Below are 16,856 nucleotides of genomic sequence, written 5' to 3'. Positions count from 1 at the left end.
CCTTACTCCTTAAACACATAAATTCTATTAAAATTTATATGAACTTCTTCTCCCACAGCAAAGTTACAATGACCTGTTACAATAGCTCTTAAATCTTGATCATCAATTTTTAGACTAATATATGTATCCTTCCCTAGTGGAAGTATGCTCTTAATAATCCCTTTTATGCTCCCAGACTCACATTGAACTTCATCGAATTTATCTCTACTAATTCGCCTTATTATTTTCGAAGTAGTTTTTACGCCCTCATATCCTATGCTCACATCTTCCGGTCTTATCCCAATAAATACAAAGTCTTGGTTCTTATTAACTTCATTTAAATCAATACTCATATTATGTATGTTATCCATAGGCACCATATTTATCTTAGGCCTACCTATAAAACTTGCAGTATAAACTGAATTAGGATACTCATATAACTCTCTCGCAGTTGAATACTGCACTAATTTACCTTTATCCATTAAAAGTACTCTATCTGATATAGATAATGCCTCTTCCTGATCGTGTGTAACAAATAATGTAGTTATTTTAAATCTAGCTTGAATATTTTTTATCTCTTCTCTCATTTCAATGCGAAGAGCTTCATCTAAATTAGAGAAAGGTTCATCCATAAGTAGTAAACTAGGACTTTTAATAATAGCTCGTCCTATAGCAACCCTTTGCTGTTGTCCACCTGAAAGCTCCTTAGGTTTTCTGTTTAGTAAATCTTTTATCCTAAGTATTTTACTTATTTCATTTACCTTTTCCATAGCTAAACTCTTATCTACTTTATTCATCCTTAGTGGAAACATTAAGTTATCCCTAACAGTTAAATGAGGATACAGTGAATAATTCTGAAAAACTAATCCTATATTTCTCTTCTCTACAAGTACATCATTTATTCTATTATGATCAAAATATATGTCCCCTTCCGTAGGTTCTATAATTCCTGTAAGCATATATAATAAAGTACTTTTCCCACATCCACTAGGGCCTAGTATAGAAACAAATTCCCCATCTTTTATATCTAAACTTAAATTATCTACAGCATTAATATTAGTATACCGCTTTGTAAGTCCCTCAACTCTGACTCTCATCTTAATCACCCTACCATACAGTTATTTCAACCTATAATATAGCACTAAGATTATTTCTTTCCCAATTGGCATTATCTATAGAATCTCTTTAATTTATAGAAAACTTGAATATTAAATAGATTTAATATTCTACTTAATATCCTAAGTCTTCATTAAAAATCTTATGATATATATAGTTTTTAACTATATACTATGTTTTATAGTATTACATTTTTTTATTTAATGAATAAGCTTTTAATTGCCTTTATATGTTATTTTCATAAAAAATGACGAAGGAAAGTTAAAGGTAATTATCTTAAAATATAGAAATATACTACATGAAAGGAGGTATAGAGATGAAATTAATTGTATATTCAATACTTTGTGGCTTTTTATGTTTAATAGGGGCATCAATAATTTTAAATATAGATGGTCAAGCAGGTAATTTTGGTATTATTTTATTTGGAGTAATTGGGTTTTTTAGTCCTAGCCTTTATGTTCTTAATAAATTATATGAGAAATCAGAAAAAGGAAATGTTAAAGAATAAAACCAAAGCAACATATCTTTATAATACATAACAATTATACTTTTTATAATATACGATAATATATATCCTTATATTAAGCAAAAAGTACAAACCATAAGGTTTGTACTTTTTATATCTAAATTATAAATACTTTTTAAGTAGCCACTAGAGTTCTTTTTCTACCTGAGGTCTATTATACTTTTTAGTAAATACAACTATTAACATTATAGATGCAATTGTATATATGACCGCAGTAACATAGTATGCTTTTCCATATCCATTGGGTAATTTAAATATGAATTGTTTTCCTAATACACCAGCTACTACTTGCGCAAGTCCTTGAGCAACGTATATTACTGCATTATAAGCTGGCCTTGCCTCTTTAGTTACAAATTCCATTGGTAAAGCTTGTTGTACTGGTTGAGATGCATTCATAAATCCTGATCTTAAGAATAATCCTATGCCAACTGCCATAACCATATGTGATCCAAAAGCAGCTCCATTTGCGATTATAAGCATAAATGGTATAGAAATTAAGGCTAGTCCCCCCAAAGTTGTAACTCTACCTATTTTCTTAACAACCCATGGTGATACAAATATAAATAAAACCATAGCAAAATACTGGTAAGAAATAAGCGATGATATCGTAGCTCTGTCTATTCCCATTCTACTTAGGAATACTGAAAAATAAGGAGTTATTAATGCTGCTCCAAGCCTTACCATAAATGAAAATACTACGAATAGTATTATATATTTATTTAAAAATGCATTCCAATTTATTTTTTCTTTCTTATCCTTTTTAACCTTTCTATAGTCCTCAGGAATCTCTTTAATTAAAAACAACGGTATAATAGCCATGACTGCAAAAATTGCATATAAAAGCAATGCATCTCTATGTGCCCCAATATATGCTTGTAATTGGGATGGATTAAATTCTGCTATTTTTTCTGTTAATCCTTTAGCCTCGTTATAACCTATGCCTAATCTAGATGCGAATCTATTAGCTATTAATTTTCCTCCTGACCATGTTCCAAAAACCATACCTACAATGTTTGTCCATAATGTTGTTGAGAATATTTTTTCCCTATTCTCCTCACTAGTATAGCAACTTAAAAATGGTGACAAAATAGCATCAAACATGCATATGCTTATCATAATTACTGAAGCTGCTACAGCAATTATAGCAACAGATTGTGACTTAGTTAAAAGAAATGTCCCTATAATAAATGCTATAGGTGAAAATATTAGAACCTTTTTATATCCAAGCCTAGAAATTATTAATAGTAAAGCTGCTGAACCATAGAACCCTACTCCCATAATTATTGACATACTAGCTGCTATTTCCTTAGTAGCTGTAGATGCATCGAGAAAAGTAACCATTGTATCTAAAGCTACTCCACTTAAAATCCCCATGAATATATAAGCTATAATAAACATCCAACTATTAAATTTAGATCTTTTATCAAACTCCATATTAAATTTCCCCCTTAAATTTATTTATAGTTTTAAAATGTTAATGATTTAAGATTTTTATTTTTATCAATAGTTTTCATATATCTTATAGTTTATATTTTACTTTTTAATCCTTTATCTCACTATTTCGCCTCCCCCATCCCTTAATTAATCAAATTATGTCGTAAATCCATTAAAATAGAGTAAGGTTGCTATATACTGCCCTTACTTAATAATTTATTTAATATACTATAATAATATTACTTTTAAATTTAAATTATAAAAATACACCTTAAAAGAAATCATTTTCTTTTAAGGTGTATTTAATCTAAGGTGAACTTGTAAATAAGCCTATTCAGTGTATACCTTTTCTTTTCTGATACTTCTCAAATAATTTAAATATTCATCTTTGCTCATGGGTGCCTTAAATTCTTTAAGAATATCTTTCATATTTTCATTATGGTTATATAGTAAATCTATAGCTGTCATTGCCATAGCTTTTGCTGGTATTAAATAGGCATTATCTTCATTTACGATTTTGTAATCACTACTATGAAGACTTCCACTTATACCTCCCATCATTGGGTGAAGTGTAGGCATAATTTGAGATAGATCTCCAAAATCAAAAGATCCTGTAAAATCACTTGTTTCAACTATTTTACCTTTATATCCTAGTTCTTCTAGATTATTTTTATAAATATTATCTAATTCTTTATAATTTAAAATTGGGAGATACCCAGGTATGTCCACTATCTCAACTGTAGCTCCTACTGCAAGTGCTCCAGCTCTTATGGCTCTATCTACCTTTTTATTAGTATTTACTATAGCTTCTATATTTCTGGCCCTAACATAGCATTCCATAACAACTTCAGAAGGTATTACATTTACAATATCTCCTCCCTTAGTTAGTATATAGTGCACCCTAACCTTATCCTCTTCTTTAAAGGTTTCTCTTTGTGCATGTATATTATTCATTGCAAGCATGGCTGCATTTAAGGCATTCACACCATTTTCTGGTGCTGATCCTGCATGAGATTCTCTTCCTATAAATTTTACCCTTTTTCCCATAAATCCGTTACTTACTGTACCTATTTGTCCTGTATTTTCTCCTAAATCTAGTGCATGAAACATCATTGCCATATCAACATCATCAAAATATCCTTTTTTAATAAGTTCTTGCTTTCCGCCAAAGAACTCAATCTTACCTTGTTTTCTTAATTTTTCTCTAAATTCAATTTCAATAAATTCCTCTGATGGAGTTGCCATAAAATCAACATTAGCATTTAACTCTTTTAATGCACCAGAATTGATTAATCCTATTGCACTACCTATTAATCCTGCTACTTGAATGTTATGGCCACAGCCATGAATTTTACCACCATTTTTTGCATCTTTATGTCCATAACAGCGAATACAGTCTAGCTCACCCATAATAGCAAGCCTTGGTCCATTACTACTACCTATTCTAGCCCTACATCCAGTAACTGCAATATTTTCTTCCACATTACAACCTAATTCTTTAAAGACCTTAGATACCTTCTTAGTAGTATTCACTTCTTCATATCCTAGTTCAGGCTCAGAATATATATCTCTTCCCAAATTTATTATTTTATCCCTATTCTTATCTATTTCTTCTATAACTCGCTGTTTTAGTTTATTAATTTCCATTTTTGTCTCACTTCCTATTTAAAATGGGGTTAATTATTCTGTTATCATTTTAAATAAAACTTTTGTAGTGTTACATAAATCTTCAATGTTTAGGACTTCGTCTACAGTATGAACCTTATCCATTCCACAGCTAATTATTGCACAGTTAAATCCATGACCAGTATATTGTTTTCTTTTACACACTCTATGACTTCTAGAACTGATGCTATTCCTGACTTATCATCAGCAGCTAAAATAGTTTCCCCTTTACTTGTCATATAATTACCATTTATAACAGGTTCTATGTTTTCGCCTGGCTCTACAGTATCCATATGACATGCAAAACATATAGCCTCGCCTTCCATATTACCTTTTATATGAACTAAAATGTTACCACAATTTCCATTAAAATTTTCACCACAATTATCTCTAAAAACTTCTACACCTCTAGCTTTAAAGTAATTTTCTATCCAATCACCTATAGCCTTCTCGTTTAAAGATACACTATCTATTTTTATCATTTCTAACAAATTATTTATAAGTCTATCCTTATTTATACTCATTTACTACTCCCCCTGACTAAGCTCCTTAGCATATATTTTTCTACCTGCCAATATTGTTCCGAATACTGATATTATAATAACCGCATAAGTTGGAGTACCTGGTAAGAATCCTAAATAACCAGCTTTTAATAAGAAGGTCATAATACCTGATATAACTATAGCAATCCCTCCTAATTTAAGTCTTTGAATAGCGAACTGCCCAAAAACTGCTCCAAATAGAGCTGGTAATATTAAGTTAAGTACTCCTATAACATTTTTAGGTAATCTGGCTAAAACACTTGAACCTAAAACAACCGCAATAGTTAAGAAAACTACGTTTACAACTATAGATACTGCAATACCTAATGTTGAAATAATTGAACCCTCATTAGTTCCCTCTTTTACACTTGCTGCCTCTTGAGCAACTACAGCACAAGGAATTCTCATATTAACTAAATTTCCTGATAAAAACGCCATATAAGTTCCGGGAACTCCTAATATAGGAAAATATGATATAGGTTCAACAATATAAAATGCTCCACTAACACTTATTTGGGATATAGCGCCTGCAATTATAGCTTCTATTGGTGGCTTATATCCAAAAACAAAAGTTAAAACTAATGCTGGTAATAAAGCACATATAATTCCTAAAAGTAAAATTATTCTACCCCATCTTATTATCCCTGGTATGTATTCGTTATCATAATAATTTTTCATATGCTCACCTCACTATTTTTTTAAAAAAGAGCTCCAATTATCATTCCACCAAACATTGCTATAGATAAACTCCATTGCTTGAGCCATTCAATGTTTTTCTTTTTAGTTAAATAAGTTAATCCCATCATTATTACTAATCCAGCAACACAAGCTATTGAACCTTTATCAAAGTTTAAAATTTTATCTGCATTAAAGTAGGAAAATGCACCTAACATAGCCCCTGCAGATATTATTGGCACCATAGCCTTTTTTCCTTTAGATAATACATTATTCAACTTGTCCATTTTGTGAGTAAATAATAAAGTGAATATTAACCAACCCAATGACCCTAATGTCATCGCCCAAACTGCATTGGTAAACACTACATTAGTCATTCCTTGACCACCTAAAGCTACTCCCATTGCATCTGCACCAAAACCTGCTGCCATAAGTTCGTAAGTAACAGAACCTATAAGAGATAATCTCATCCAAGAAAGTGGACCACCCATTGTAACAATTAAGGACACCATACCAGCTAGTATTACCATTGAAGGCCCTATAGATGATATAGCACTACTCTTCATTGCCGATTTCATTTGTTTGTCTGTTATGCCCATTTCCTTTCCAGCTTTATACGATTTTAGAGAAAATATTATAGCTTGAACAATAACTACACATACAGCCAGTCCTGCAAGTAACCACATTATAGGATGGTTAGCTAATTTTAAATAATCCATTCTTATCCCTCCAATTAATTAAAGTTATTTCCTTAATATGTCCTAAATATAAAATATCATTTTTTTATAAACTTTGCAATAGATTTTAAAGACTTTTTAAAATTTTGTGAAAATTAAAAAAGTCTAGAAAAATAACTTTTCTAAGACTTTTTATATAAACGTGTAACCTTAAAGTATATTTAGTTTAAACATATTTAGAGGCCTTCCAACAGAGTTAGTTTGTATAGATGTTATTAACTCTCCATATCCTGTATCCACCAATTTTTTAAGAATTCTTCTAGCACTTCTATCTGTAATTCCCAAAAGCTCACCTAAAGCCTTGGAATCTACATATTCTATATTGCTATTTTTTAGTAAAAATGCTATTTTAGATAAATAAGTTGTACTAATACCCGTTTCTTTTGATATATTGTTTATATTTTTATTTATAATTAAGGACTTATATTGTATAGTTTCCTTATTACCTAAAGGACCATTTATATTCCTTTCATCATCTACTATAAAATATGCAGTCTCTCCCAACTCATAAGATTTATTTAAAGCTGTTCTGGCATTAAAATCTGCATCATAGGCCGTATTTCCAAATCCAACTCCACTATATACCGTAACTTTTTCTTTTTTTAACTGATTTAATATATCTACAAATTGTTTTTGAGAGGATTGATTTTCTATAGCCCCTCTAGTACTTATTATCTGTAAATGCCCCACTTTATTTGAAAAAGGTATTCCTTGTATTATAGATATATAATCTATAAGTTTGCTTTCAAGTAAAGAGCTTTTTCTTAAGATGTCGTATCTATACTTATCGTCACTCTTTTCCTTAGAATCTATTTCTACAATTTGAGTGGCTATTTGAGACTTTTTTATACTTCTATTTTTTATCTTATATATTATATGATCTATAGAATTTCTAATAAGATGGTGTGTTATACCCAATCTTAAAACAGGTATTCCTTGGTTTTTAAGTTCATTATATATCCAACCATAACTCGTTATAACTAAGTCTATTTTTTTATCTTTCCACAGCCTTTTATGTTCTTCTTTGTATATTTTCTCCTTTTTATCTTTTTCAAAAGGGAAAACATATATTTCTTTAAACTCCATATCGAAATCCCTACATATATCATCTACTAAACCCTTATCTACTACATCTAAACTAATTCTACTAGCATTTATCCCCCGCTTATTCATATTCCAAAATGCCTTCATTATACTAGTTCCGTCCCTAGATATATAAACATATGGTATTTTAGGATTATGAAACTTCGCAACTATTTTAGCAAACCCTAATCCAGTAAAAATTATACCATCGGCTTTTTCTTCATAACGAGAGACCACCTCATGACTATCATCTGTATTATTTATAAGAACAGGTAAAAATTCAATATCACTATATGCTTCGTTCGCAATATCATATACTTTAGAAACAGAATCCTCCCAACCGATTATAGCTATCTTCATATATACCCTTGCCCCTTCCCTAAGTACTTCTTATATAGTATATATAAACTTATCTATATAAACTTATATAAAACATATTGATATACACACATTATTATAATATAAAAAAATAGGTAATAACAAAAATAATATAAAAAAACCTTCTATACCAAATTTATAGAAGGTTTAAAATTCAAGTTACAAAAATACACCCCCGAAAAATTATTTTTTTGAAGTGTATTTGTTCGTAAACTGTACTCGTTGCCTTTTATTATTTAAATTTTTAATACCCTAGTTCCTCATTTAGAAATATTACATGTATTCTATCTTTTCTACCTTGTCTTTTAATCAATGTATATTCATTACAAATTCTCTCTTCACTATTACAATCCATGCAATATCCTACCTTTTCACAAGGTGTTTTCTTATTTAATCTCTTAGTATTTGCTGGAGCTGCAACAAACTTATTTCTATTTATAGCTTCCTCAACATTTCTGACTATTTTATTTACACCTGCAACTATAATTACCTTATCAGGACCATATAACATAGCTGCAACTCTATTACCATTGCCATCTACATTGTATAGTTCTCCATTTTCAGTAATAGCATTAGTGCTGGCGAAATAAACATCTGCAGAAAAAGCTGCCCTATAAATGCTCTTTATTTCATCGGGAGTTAACCCTTCCTTATATCTATCTAAAAACTCATATCTACCACTTCTTAAATGCTCCATTACCCCTGTCTCAAATAAAGTCATAGAACCACCACATGCCACAACTGCTCCATCATGTACAATTTCTTTTATTTTATCTATTAGCTCTTCTCTATTTTCTACTACATAACCATTCATATTATTTTTCTTAAGAGCCTCTATAGTTCTAATTATCTTTTCGTTTTTAACCCATTTAATATTTTTATCCACCATGATCACCCTCCTGCGTATATTCTAGCATTAATACAATCATATATAAAGATTTCTATGATTATAACTAAATTTAAATCCCTTACTGTATCTAAGTATTTTTATCTTATTCTCTCTATTTTTTAATCCTACTTTATGGTTATTTCTATATAACCGTCTTTAAAAAAGTTATTATAAATTCCGTTCCTTTTCCCTTTTCACTTTCTACTCTAATTGTTCCATTTTGGGACTCTATTATAGATTTACTTAGAGAAAGTCCGATACCCACACTAGCTGGATTTATAGAATTTTCCCCTTTATAAAATCTTTGAAACACTTTATTTTGTAGCGCTCTTGGTATGCCAGGTCCGTTATCTTTTATACTTATACTTAGTGATATTGGGGTTTCTTCAGATGATATTACTATTTTCCCTTTTTCGCCTATATGCTCTATGGCATTTTTAATAATATTTGATATAGCTTCTGCTGTCCATTCTGTATCGTGCTTAAAACAAGTGCTCTCATCAACATCTATTATTATGCTCTGCTCATTTTCTTTTGCCTTATCTAAAAGTCCGCCAAGAGATTTATTTATCGTAATTAAAAGAGGATTTTCTTTAATTTTAAACTCTACAACACCTGCCTCTAATCTACCTACTTTTAATAAATTTATAATTAGCCATTCCATTCTTTTAAGTTGTTCATCACTTAAATTCAAAAAATTCCTTCGATCTTTTTCCGGGATATCACCTTTCATAATATCATTAAACATTATAAGAGATGATAAAGGTGTTTTAAGCTGATGTGATATGTCCGAAATTATATTCTTTAAAAATATCTTTTCCTTTTTTAAATTATCCATGGATTCTTTTAATCTATTGCTCATTAGGTTAAACTTTGATGCTAATATGTAGAAATCTCCTTCTCTATTTTCATCTTCAAACTTTTTAAACCTTCCATCCATAATATCCTCTGATGCTATAGAAAATTCATCTATTCTTTTATAAACTCCTATAAAACTTAAAAATGAAGTTGCAAAAACACAAATTATAAAAGAAATCATACCAATTCCAAGAGTGCTTAGTAAACCCTTATAGAATCTATCTATAACAGGATTTTTGTATAAAGATAAATTTTCATCATAGGAATATTTACTTAAGATATTCTTTCCTAGTTCATAATTCTCATAGTCCTCCATATTCAATGAAGATACTACTTCCTTTTCTAATTCTGGATGGTTTTTTATTATATTTCCTACTATTAGTGTATTTTGTTTTATATAATTTCTATTAAGATTATCACTTTGTAATTTAAATAAAAACCCTCCAAGGGACATAAATACTATGAATATTAATATAAATACAATAGAGAGTTTCTTAATCTCGGGATTACTAAAATATCTTGTCAACTAAATCACCTCTTTACCCTTTTTCACTCCATCTATATCCAATACCACGTACTGTTTCTATATATTTGGGGTCTTTAGAATCATCCTCTATTTTCTCCCTAAGCCTCTTTACATAAACGTTTAAAGTATTACCATCTATAAAATTCCCATCCACGTCCCAAAGCTTTTCTAAGAGTAAATTTCTAGACATAACATTTCCTTTATTCTCGACTAGTATCAGTAAAAGCTTGTACTCTCCAGAGGTTAGTATTATTTCTTCTTCATTTTTAAACACCCTTGCCTTTAATGGTTCTATCTTTAGTTCCCCATCTATGATTTCTGTAACCTCTTTTCTTTGTTCATTTTTAACATCTGTGTTCTCAAAGTTTTTTCTTCTTAAAACTGCCTTTATTCTAGATATAAGTTCCCTTATTCTAATAGGTTTTGTTATATAATCATCGCCACCTATATCTAGACCTAAAACTACATTAGCTTCCTCATCACAGGCTGTCATAAAAATCACAGGTATATCACTTTCTTTTCTAATGACTTTGCAAAAGTCATAGCCACTACCGTCTGGAAGCATTAAATCTAGTAAAATTAAGTTAAATTCACTACTACTAAACTCCGCAGTAGCCTGTGCTAAATTCTTTGCTCTATTAACTTCAAAACCTTCACTTTTTAAAGTATATTCTATACCAATAGCTAAAGCCTCATCATCTTCTACAAGTAAAATTTTATTCATATAATCCTGGTTAAGAAAAATAGTATAAACTTAACCTACTCCTTTCTTAAGTTTAAATCCTTAACCTTAATTATATCTTAATTTGAACTTATCTCCATATATATGAAAAATAATTCATAAATCTTATAAAATAAAAGAACACTTATTTTCAAGCTAAGTTTCATCCATAGTTTGTTTAAATTACAGTAAAAAAAATAGACCTAGCTTCCACTATAATTTTGTAAAATTAGATAGTGAAGTCTAAGTCTATAAATACTCTATTCTCTAGCTCTTATGTTTTCTACTATGCTCATGTTTTTAAGTTTTCTAAGAGGTATTAATGATGCTATTAAAGTTAAAAGGATAACTCCTACAAACCCTGATATGAAAACTCCTATTGGAAACTTAGGATCATACTGTAGGTATCCACTGGAGGATTTTAGCATCATTTTATATAATACATATGAAACTCCGCTTCCTAGTATACCTGTAATTATTCCATGCAATGTTCCTTCTAACACAACCATTTTTCCTAATTGCTGTTTTGTCATACCTATGGCTGTTAGTGTTGCAAATTCTGATTTTCTAAGAAGAAGTCCTATTGTTATGGTATTCATAATATTTACAACTCCTATAATTGTAATAAGAGTTATAAATCCGTAAATAAATACAGCAATTTGAACCATAACACTATCATTTTCTTTCTTCATATTATATATATCCATATATGAACCATCTACTTCTACTGCCTTATCTTCTAGATAGTTTTGAAGATTCTCTCTAGCATTTGAGTCTTTAAATTTAATAGCCACTATTGAGTTCGGCATTTCACCAAATTCTTTATTAAAGTATTCTTCGCTGAAAACTAAACCAATACCACTATGACGTATGTTACCACCAAAGCTATCTCTGCTTAAAACTCCAGCTACAGTTACTTCTATAAACTCATTATTTTCAATGGTCTTTTTGTTTTCCTTATGAATATCAGTATTTCCATCTTCATTCATTAAATGAAATACGTTCTTAGTTTTTGGTATCTTAATTTTATCTCCAACTTTATAATTAGTTATATTGGATATAACTTTCTCACCATTATTTTTCGATATATCATTTCTATTTATTAATAGAACTCCACCTTTGTTTAGTTCATCTATATCTATTTTCCCCTCTTCTAAATCATTTTTAGCTAACTCAAGAGAGTTTTTATCATAAGATGAATATTTAACATTATTCATCAAAGCATAATCTTTTCCATTAATTTTTTCTATCTCTGGTTCTGGTTCTGCTATTTTCTTATAGTAATCTTTATTTACATAACTACTATCAAAATAAAGAATACCTCCTACAACCTTTGGAGTATATAGACTCTCTATTCCTTCTTTATTTCTAATTTCATCTATAACTTTCTTATCTATACTATCTTTACCCCTCGAATCTCTTAACTGAATTGTTGCATCAAATGGATATGAAAACATAAGCTTGCTACTCATATCCCTACCAACTTTACCTATGGATGTAAATACAACAAACATTACAAGTGATATCATTAATGAGAATATAGTAATTAAAAATCTCTTATTATTTCTTCTAATATTCTTATAAGCAACAGCACCTTCAATACCAAATAAAAGTTTTATAAGTCCCGCTCTTCTTCTTTTTATCTTTCCCTTTTTAAGGCTGCTAGAATTTCTAATAGCATCTATTGGAGATACCTTAGACGCTGTCCTTGCAGGTCCCATAACAGAAAGGATTATTGTAATTGCTGTAAGTACTAAACTTATTAATATAATTTCAGGATAAAATGCTACCTTCATCTCACCAAATATGAAACTTTTAGATGTACCTAATATTTTTATTGTAGTATATATTCCTAAATATCCAGCTAAAATTCCAAGAGGAATTGCAATAGCCCCCATAATAAAGCCTTCTTTAAATACAATCCTTCTTATTTTGTTAGGTGTTGCCCCTATACTTCTTAATATTCCAAATTGATTTATCCTCTCTGCAACTGAAATATTAAAAGCGTTGTATATAACCGCTACGGTACAAACAATTATAAGAATTGTAACAAATAATAACATATTCTTCATGCTATCATTTAAAAGAGCATTGTTTCCCTCTGCCATAACTCTTAGAACATTATCATTAAAATCTATTTCATTATCACGAGGATTTTCATGAACTTTAGAACTTAACCCTATGCTTTCTCCTACTTTTTTACCTATTGCTCGTTTGTTTCTTTTCTCTTTTAAGTTAACATATACAGTGTACTTATGATTTTTATTAATGCTATCTGGTGATAGATAAGTAACTCCACTAAGTGGAACATCTTTATCTCCAGATATTACTTTCGGATCGTAAAATCCTACTATTTTATATTTATTTTCAGGCTTTATATGTTTTTTTACATCTTTAGAACTATATAATTCAATATAATCCCCTACAGATTTTTTAAGCTTAACCTTAGATCTTTTGTCTAATAGGATTTCCCCCTTAGCTGCAGGTTTTTCTCCTTCAGTTAATTTAAAGTATTTTACGTTGTTTAGCATATTGCCATCTAATATATTTAATCCCACACTAAAGTTATCATGGTCTTTAATAGCCATAACATTCTCAGCATCTTCAATAGATATTCCGTAATTTAACACCTCAAAATTCTTAGTAATTCTATCTAATTTGTCATCTGTTACATTTCTATATAGAACTTCAAAATTACCGCTTGATCTCCTTTCGTGTTCTAAAAACCAGTCTCTCATACCAAAGAAGAATGTAGAAATACCTGAGAATAAAGATACGGCAAGAATGATTCCTGTTATAGTTAATATAGTTCGTTTCTTATTTTGCTTTAAATATCTTCCCGTTATTTCACTATATGTCCTCATTCTCCATCACCTCATTCCCCTTAACTTCACCATCTGATATAGTTATAATCCTATCCGCCATCTTAGCTATATTAAGATCATGAGTTATAAGTACTAAAGTCTGATTATACTTCTTAATAGAGTATCTCAAAAGCTCTATGATCTCCTTTGAATTCTTAGAATCTAGATTTCCTGTAGGCTCATCTGCGAAGATTATAGAAGGCTTATTAGCTAGTGCTCTTCCAATAGATACCCTTTGCTGTTGCCCGCCAGATAACTCTGAAGGTAAATGATTTTTTCTTTCCTTAATGCCTAATATATCTAAAAGCTCTTCCATATAAGCCTTATCTGGTTTCTTTTCGTCCAGTAATACTGGCATCTCCATATTTTCCTCAGCTGTAAGAACAGGAATTAGATTATAAAACTGAAATATAAATCCTATCTTTCTCCTTCTCAATATAGCAAGCTGTTTTTCCTTTAAATCATAAATACTAGTTCCATCTAATATAATCTTACCTGAAGTAGGTTTATCAACACCACCCATAAGATGAAGTAGTGTACTCTTACCAGAACCAGAAGGTCCTACTATAGCTACAAACTCACCTTTATTTATAGTTAAATTTATATTCTTTAAAGCATCTACCTTAGTTTCGCCTTTTCCGTAACTCTTACAAAGACTTTCAACTTTCAATAATTCCACATTTATCTCCCCTTTCTCTCTTGTAACTTAATAATAAACCTTTATTATTACAAACTCATGAAATAAATTATTACATTTTCGTAATAAACTCATAAGTTTTGCTTACGTTTCTCTTAAAAACTTGAAAAATATTTATCTCCATAATTAACTACCCTAAAAAAACATATACCAAATTTAAAACATAATTATAAATATTATCATTAGATGGCTAAAGATTCTTCAGAAATATATGTAGTATTTAATCCAAATACTAACCTTGTACATGTTATTGAAGAGTTTCATTAATCCTAGAAGTTCTAAATCCCTGTGACAATGAGGTTAAAATGCAGACTTAATGAAAACTTTTTTTAGAACCTTGGGTTATAGAATTACTATTTTGTCAGAATATAAGTAAATGCTCAATTATACTGTGAGCATCATATACTACAGTAATGCTTTTTCTAGGTATTCAATTTAAAAATGTTCTTTTAAAAAATTATATATAATAATTATTTCAATAGTTTACATAAATAAAAGAGACTACTTCAATTTTTTTGAGGTAGTCCCTTTATTTAATCTCTTAGTTAAAATAGTCTTTTCTAAACTCAATTCGTCTATATCTTTAACTGATTATTCTCTTTCAGTTAGTGCCAATAATAGTTCAATTATATGTGCAATAAGCAAATAAATTATAGTTACTGAAAGCATAAAATAAAATATATTAAATAGCATGGATATGTTTTTTATAGCAGCTTCCTTTGTCATATCAAGTGATGTAACGTACTTCATATATTTTCTAATATAGTAACTTTCCATCCACTCTTTCCAAAGTGGCGTCTTGTTTATTAAGGTATCATTCTTATACTTATATTGCTTTTCTTTTTTCAGATATACTGTTTCTGCACTCCTAGTTGCTCTTCTAGATTCTTTTTCTGTTAAAAGCATTGAAGATATTGTTAAGATCTAAAACATCTTGCAGGCCCTTCTCAACGTCTTCTGTAAAATAACATAGATAATATCTATATAAAAATAATATAAATTCTCTATGTCCTTTTAAATCATACTCTCCTAACTCACAAAGCTTTCGTATATCCTGTATTCTTGCATAATAAGGACTTCTCTCTCTGTAAATGAATACCGTCTTTTTAGGTCTACCCTTTTTCTTAGTATGTTACTTTAACTTTGGAAAATAGTTATTTTGAATTTCTCTTAAATCATATATATAATCATATTCATTTAAAATCTTCACTACTGTACCTGTCTTTGAATTTATGCTTCCAGTTAATACATTCCTTTCAAATATAATAAAAAGTGACTAAAAGTATTGATATACAATGCTTTTAGCCACTTTAACTTTATGTACTAACTCTTTTTTATACTAGTATATAACTTCGCTAAACTTCAATTTTACGAAATTATTGATTATATACACCATATATTATTTTTTTATTGTGTTTATTATTAATGTTTTTATATTATTTCTTACCAATTATTTTATTTTAATTATAGAAATATATTATTTAAACTTACTATTTATTACCATGATTGAAATATCTATTTTTCAATTCATCTGTAAATGGAATTACTTTTTGGTCTTCAATAAAATAAATTTTATCGCATAATGTTTCTATGTCATGATGATTATGACTTGTTATCAGAATAGTTTTTCCCTCTTCTTGGCATTTATTTATTATATTGATTATATCACTATGTGTTTTGAAATCTAGTGCATTAAAGGGCTCATCTAATATTAAAATAGTTTGATCTTCCATTATAGCTTGTGCTATACCAAGCTTTTGTCTCATTCCCAGAGAATATTTCTTAACCCTAGTTTTATCATCAGGATTAAGGTTAAGATCTCTCATAGTCTTTCTTATTTTATCCTTATCTATTTTGTTTTGAATCATTGACAAGTAATATAAATTTTGGAAGCCTGTATATATGTCAACAAACCCTGGAGAATTTATAAAAACTCCAGTATTTTCTGGAAAGTCAACATCTCTACCAATAATCTTATTGTTCACAATAACACTTCCTTCATCAGGGGTTATTGTTCCTGCTATAATACTAAATAGAACTGATTTTCCTGATCCATTTCCTCCAACAAATCCTACAGTTTCTCCTTCTTTTATTTCTAAATTTATACTTTTAAAAAGTATTCTATCTTTAAATTTTTTACTTATATTTTCTAACTTTATCACTGCA

The 16,856-nt window shown here is 29.3% G+C and carries 15 protein-coding genes; 1 reads left to right on the top strand and 14 read right to left on the bottom strand.

What is annotated here, in order from left to right; all coding sequences use genetic code 11:
* Positions 1-2: 2 nt before the first annotated feature.
* Positions 3-1,076: an ABC transporter ATP-binding protein gene (locus tag FGL08_RS00595; protein ID WP_138208967.1), complete on the bottom strand. Its 1,074-nt coding sequence runs from the start codon at positions 1,074-1,076 to the stop codon at positions 3-5.
* 335 nt (positions 1,077-1,411) lie between these two features.
* On the opposite strand from FGL08_RS00595, the gene FGL08_RS00590 reads away from it, so the two are divergent.
* Positions 1,412-1,603, top strand: a complete 192-nt coding sequence (locus FGL08_RS00590) for a hypothetical protein (protein WP_138208966.1) — start codon at positions 1,412-1,414, stop codon at positions 1,601-1,603.
* Positions 1,604-1,747: 144 nt separating this feature from the next.
* Here FGL08_RS00590 and FGL08_RS00585 read toward each other — a convergent pair whose 3' ends face one another.
* The 13 genes from FGL08_RS00585 to FGL08_RS00525 form a co-directional block, all read right to left on the bottom strand.
* Positions 1,748-3,055 carry an MFS transporter gene (locus tag FGL08_RS00585; protein ID WP_138208965.1) on the bottom strand — a complete coding sequence of 436 codons (1,308 nt, stop codon included), beginning with the start codon at positions 3,053-3,055 and terminating at the stop codon, positions 1,748-1,750.
* Between the two features lie 330 nt (positions 3,056-3,385).
* Positions 3,386-4,702: an amidohydrolase gene (locus tag FGL08_RS00580; RefSeq protein WP_138208964.1), complete on the bottom strand. Its 1,317-nt coding sequence runs from the start codon at positions 4,700-4,702 to the stop codon at positions 3,386-3,388.
* Positions 4,703-4,836: 134 nt separating this feature from the next.
* Positions 4,837-5,244 (bottom strand): M28 family peptidase, encoded by a 408-nt coding sequence (locus FGL08_RS00575; RefSeq protein ID WP_138208963.1) that lies wholly within the window; start codon positions 5,242-5,244, stop codon positions 4,837-4,839.
* Between the two features lie 3 nt (positions 5,245-5,247).
* A complete protein-coding gene (locus tag FGL08_RS00570; RefSeq protein WP_138208962.1) occupies positions 5,248-5,940 on the bottom strand; it encodes a hypothetical protein in 693 nt (230 codons plus the stop codon).
* Between the two features lie 20 nt (positions 5,941-5,960).
* Positions 5,961-6,656, bottom strand: a complete 696-nt coding sequence (locus tag FGL08_RS00565; RefSeq protein WP_138208961.1) for a DUF5058 family protein — start codon at positions 6,654-6,656, stop codon at positions 5,961-5,963.
* A gap of 168 nt (positions 6,657-6,824) precedes the next feature.
* Positions 6,825-8,117, bottom strand: a complete 1,293-nt coding sequence (locus FGL08_RS00560; protein WP_138208960.1) for a hypothetical protein — start codon at positions 8,115-8,117, stop codon at positions 6,825-6,827.
* Between the two features lie 262 nt (positions 8,118-8,379).
* Complete coding sequence (locus FGL08_RS00555) at positions 8,380-9,021, bottom strand: lactate utilization protein (RefSeq protein ID WP_138211225.1); 642 nt, start codon at positions 9,019-9,021, stop codon at positions 8,380-8,382.
* A gap of 145 nt (positions 9,022-9,166) precedes the next feature.
* The gene (locus tag FGL08_RS00550; protein WP_138208959.1) at positions 9,167-10,408 is read right to left on the bottom strand and encodes a sensor histidine kinase; all 1,242 of its coding nucleotides are present in this window, start codon (positions 10,406-10,408) and stop codon (positions 9,167-9,169) included.
* Positions 10,409-10,421: 13 nt separating this feature from the next.
* The gene (locus tag FGL08_RS00545; RefSeq protein WP_138208958.1) at positions 10,422-11,132 is read right to left on the bottom strand and encodes a response regulator transcription factor; all 711 of its coding nucleotides are present in this window, start codon (positions 11,130-11,132) and stop codon (positions 10,422-10,424) included.
* 257 nt (positions 11,133-11,389) lie between these two features.
* Positions 11,390-13,993, bottom strand: coding sequence for an ABC transporter permease (locus FGL08_RS00540; protein WP_138208957.1), 2,604 nt, complete (start codon positions 13,991-13,993; stop codon positions 11,390-11,392).
* Complete coding sequence (locus tag FGL08_RS00535; protein WP_138208956.1) at positions 13,980-14,672, bottom strand: ABC transporter ATP-binding protein; 693 nt, start codon at positions 14,670-14,672, stop codon at positions 13,980-13,982. Before FGL08_RS00535 ends, FGL08_RS00540 begins: the two co-directional genes overlap by 14 nt.
* A gap of 609 nt (positions 14,673-15,281) precedes the next feature.
* Positions 15,282-15,596 (bottom strand): hypothetical protein, encoded by a 315-nt coding sequence (locus tag FGL08_RS13510; protein ID WP_243117913.1) that lies wholly within the window; start codon positions 15,594-15,596, stop codon positions 15,282-15,284.
* 584 nt (positions 15,597-16,180) lie between these two features.
* Entirely contained in the window at positions 16,181-16,852 is a 672-nt protein-coding gene (locus tag FGL08_RS00525; RefSeq protein WP_138208955.1) for an ABC transporter ATP-binding protein, read from the bottom strand.
* Between the last annotated feature and the right edge of the window lie 4 nt (positions 16,853-16,856).

This window comes from Hathewaya histolytica (assembly GCF_901482605.1).
Taxonomy (GTDB): domain Bacteria; phylum Bacillota; class Clostridia; order Clostridiales; family Clostridiaceae; genus Hathewaya; species Hathewaya histolytica.
This window is presented reverse-complemented; position numbering and strand designations above follow the sequence as displayed.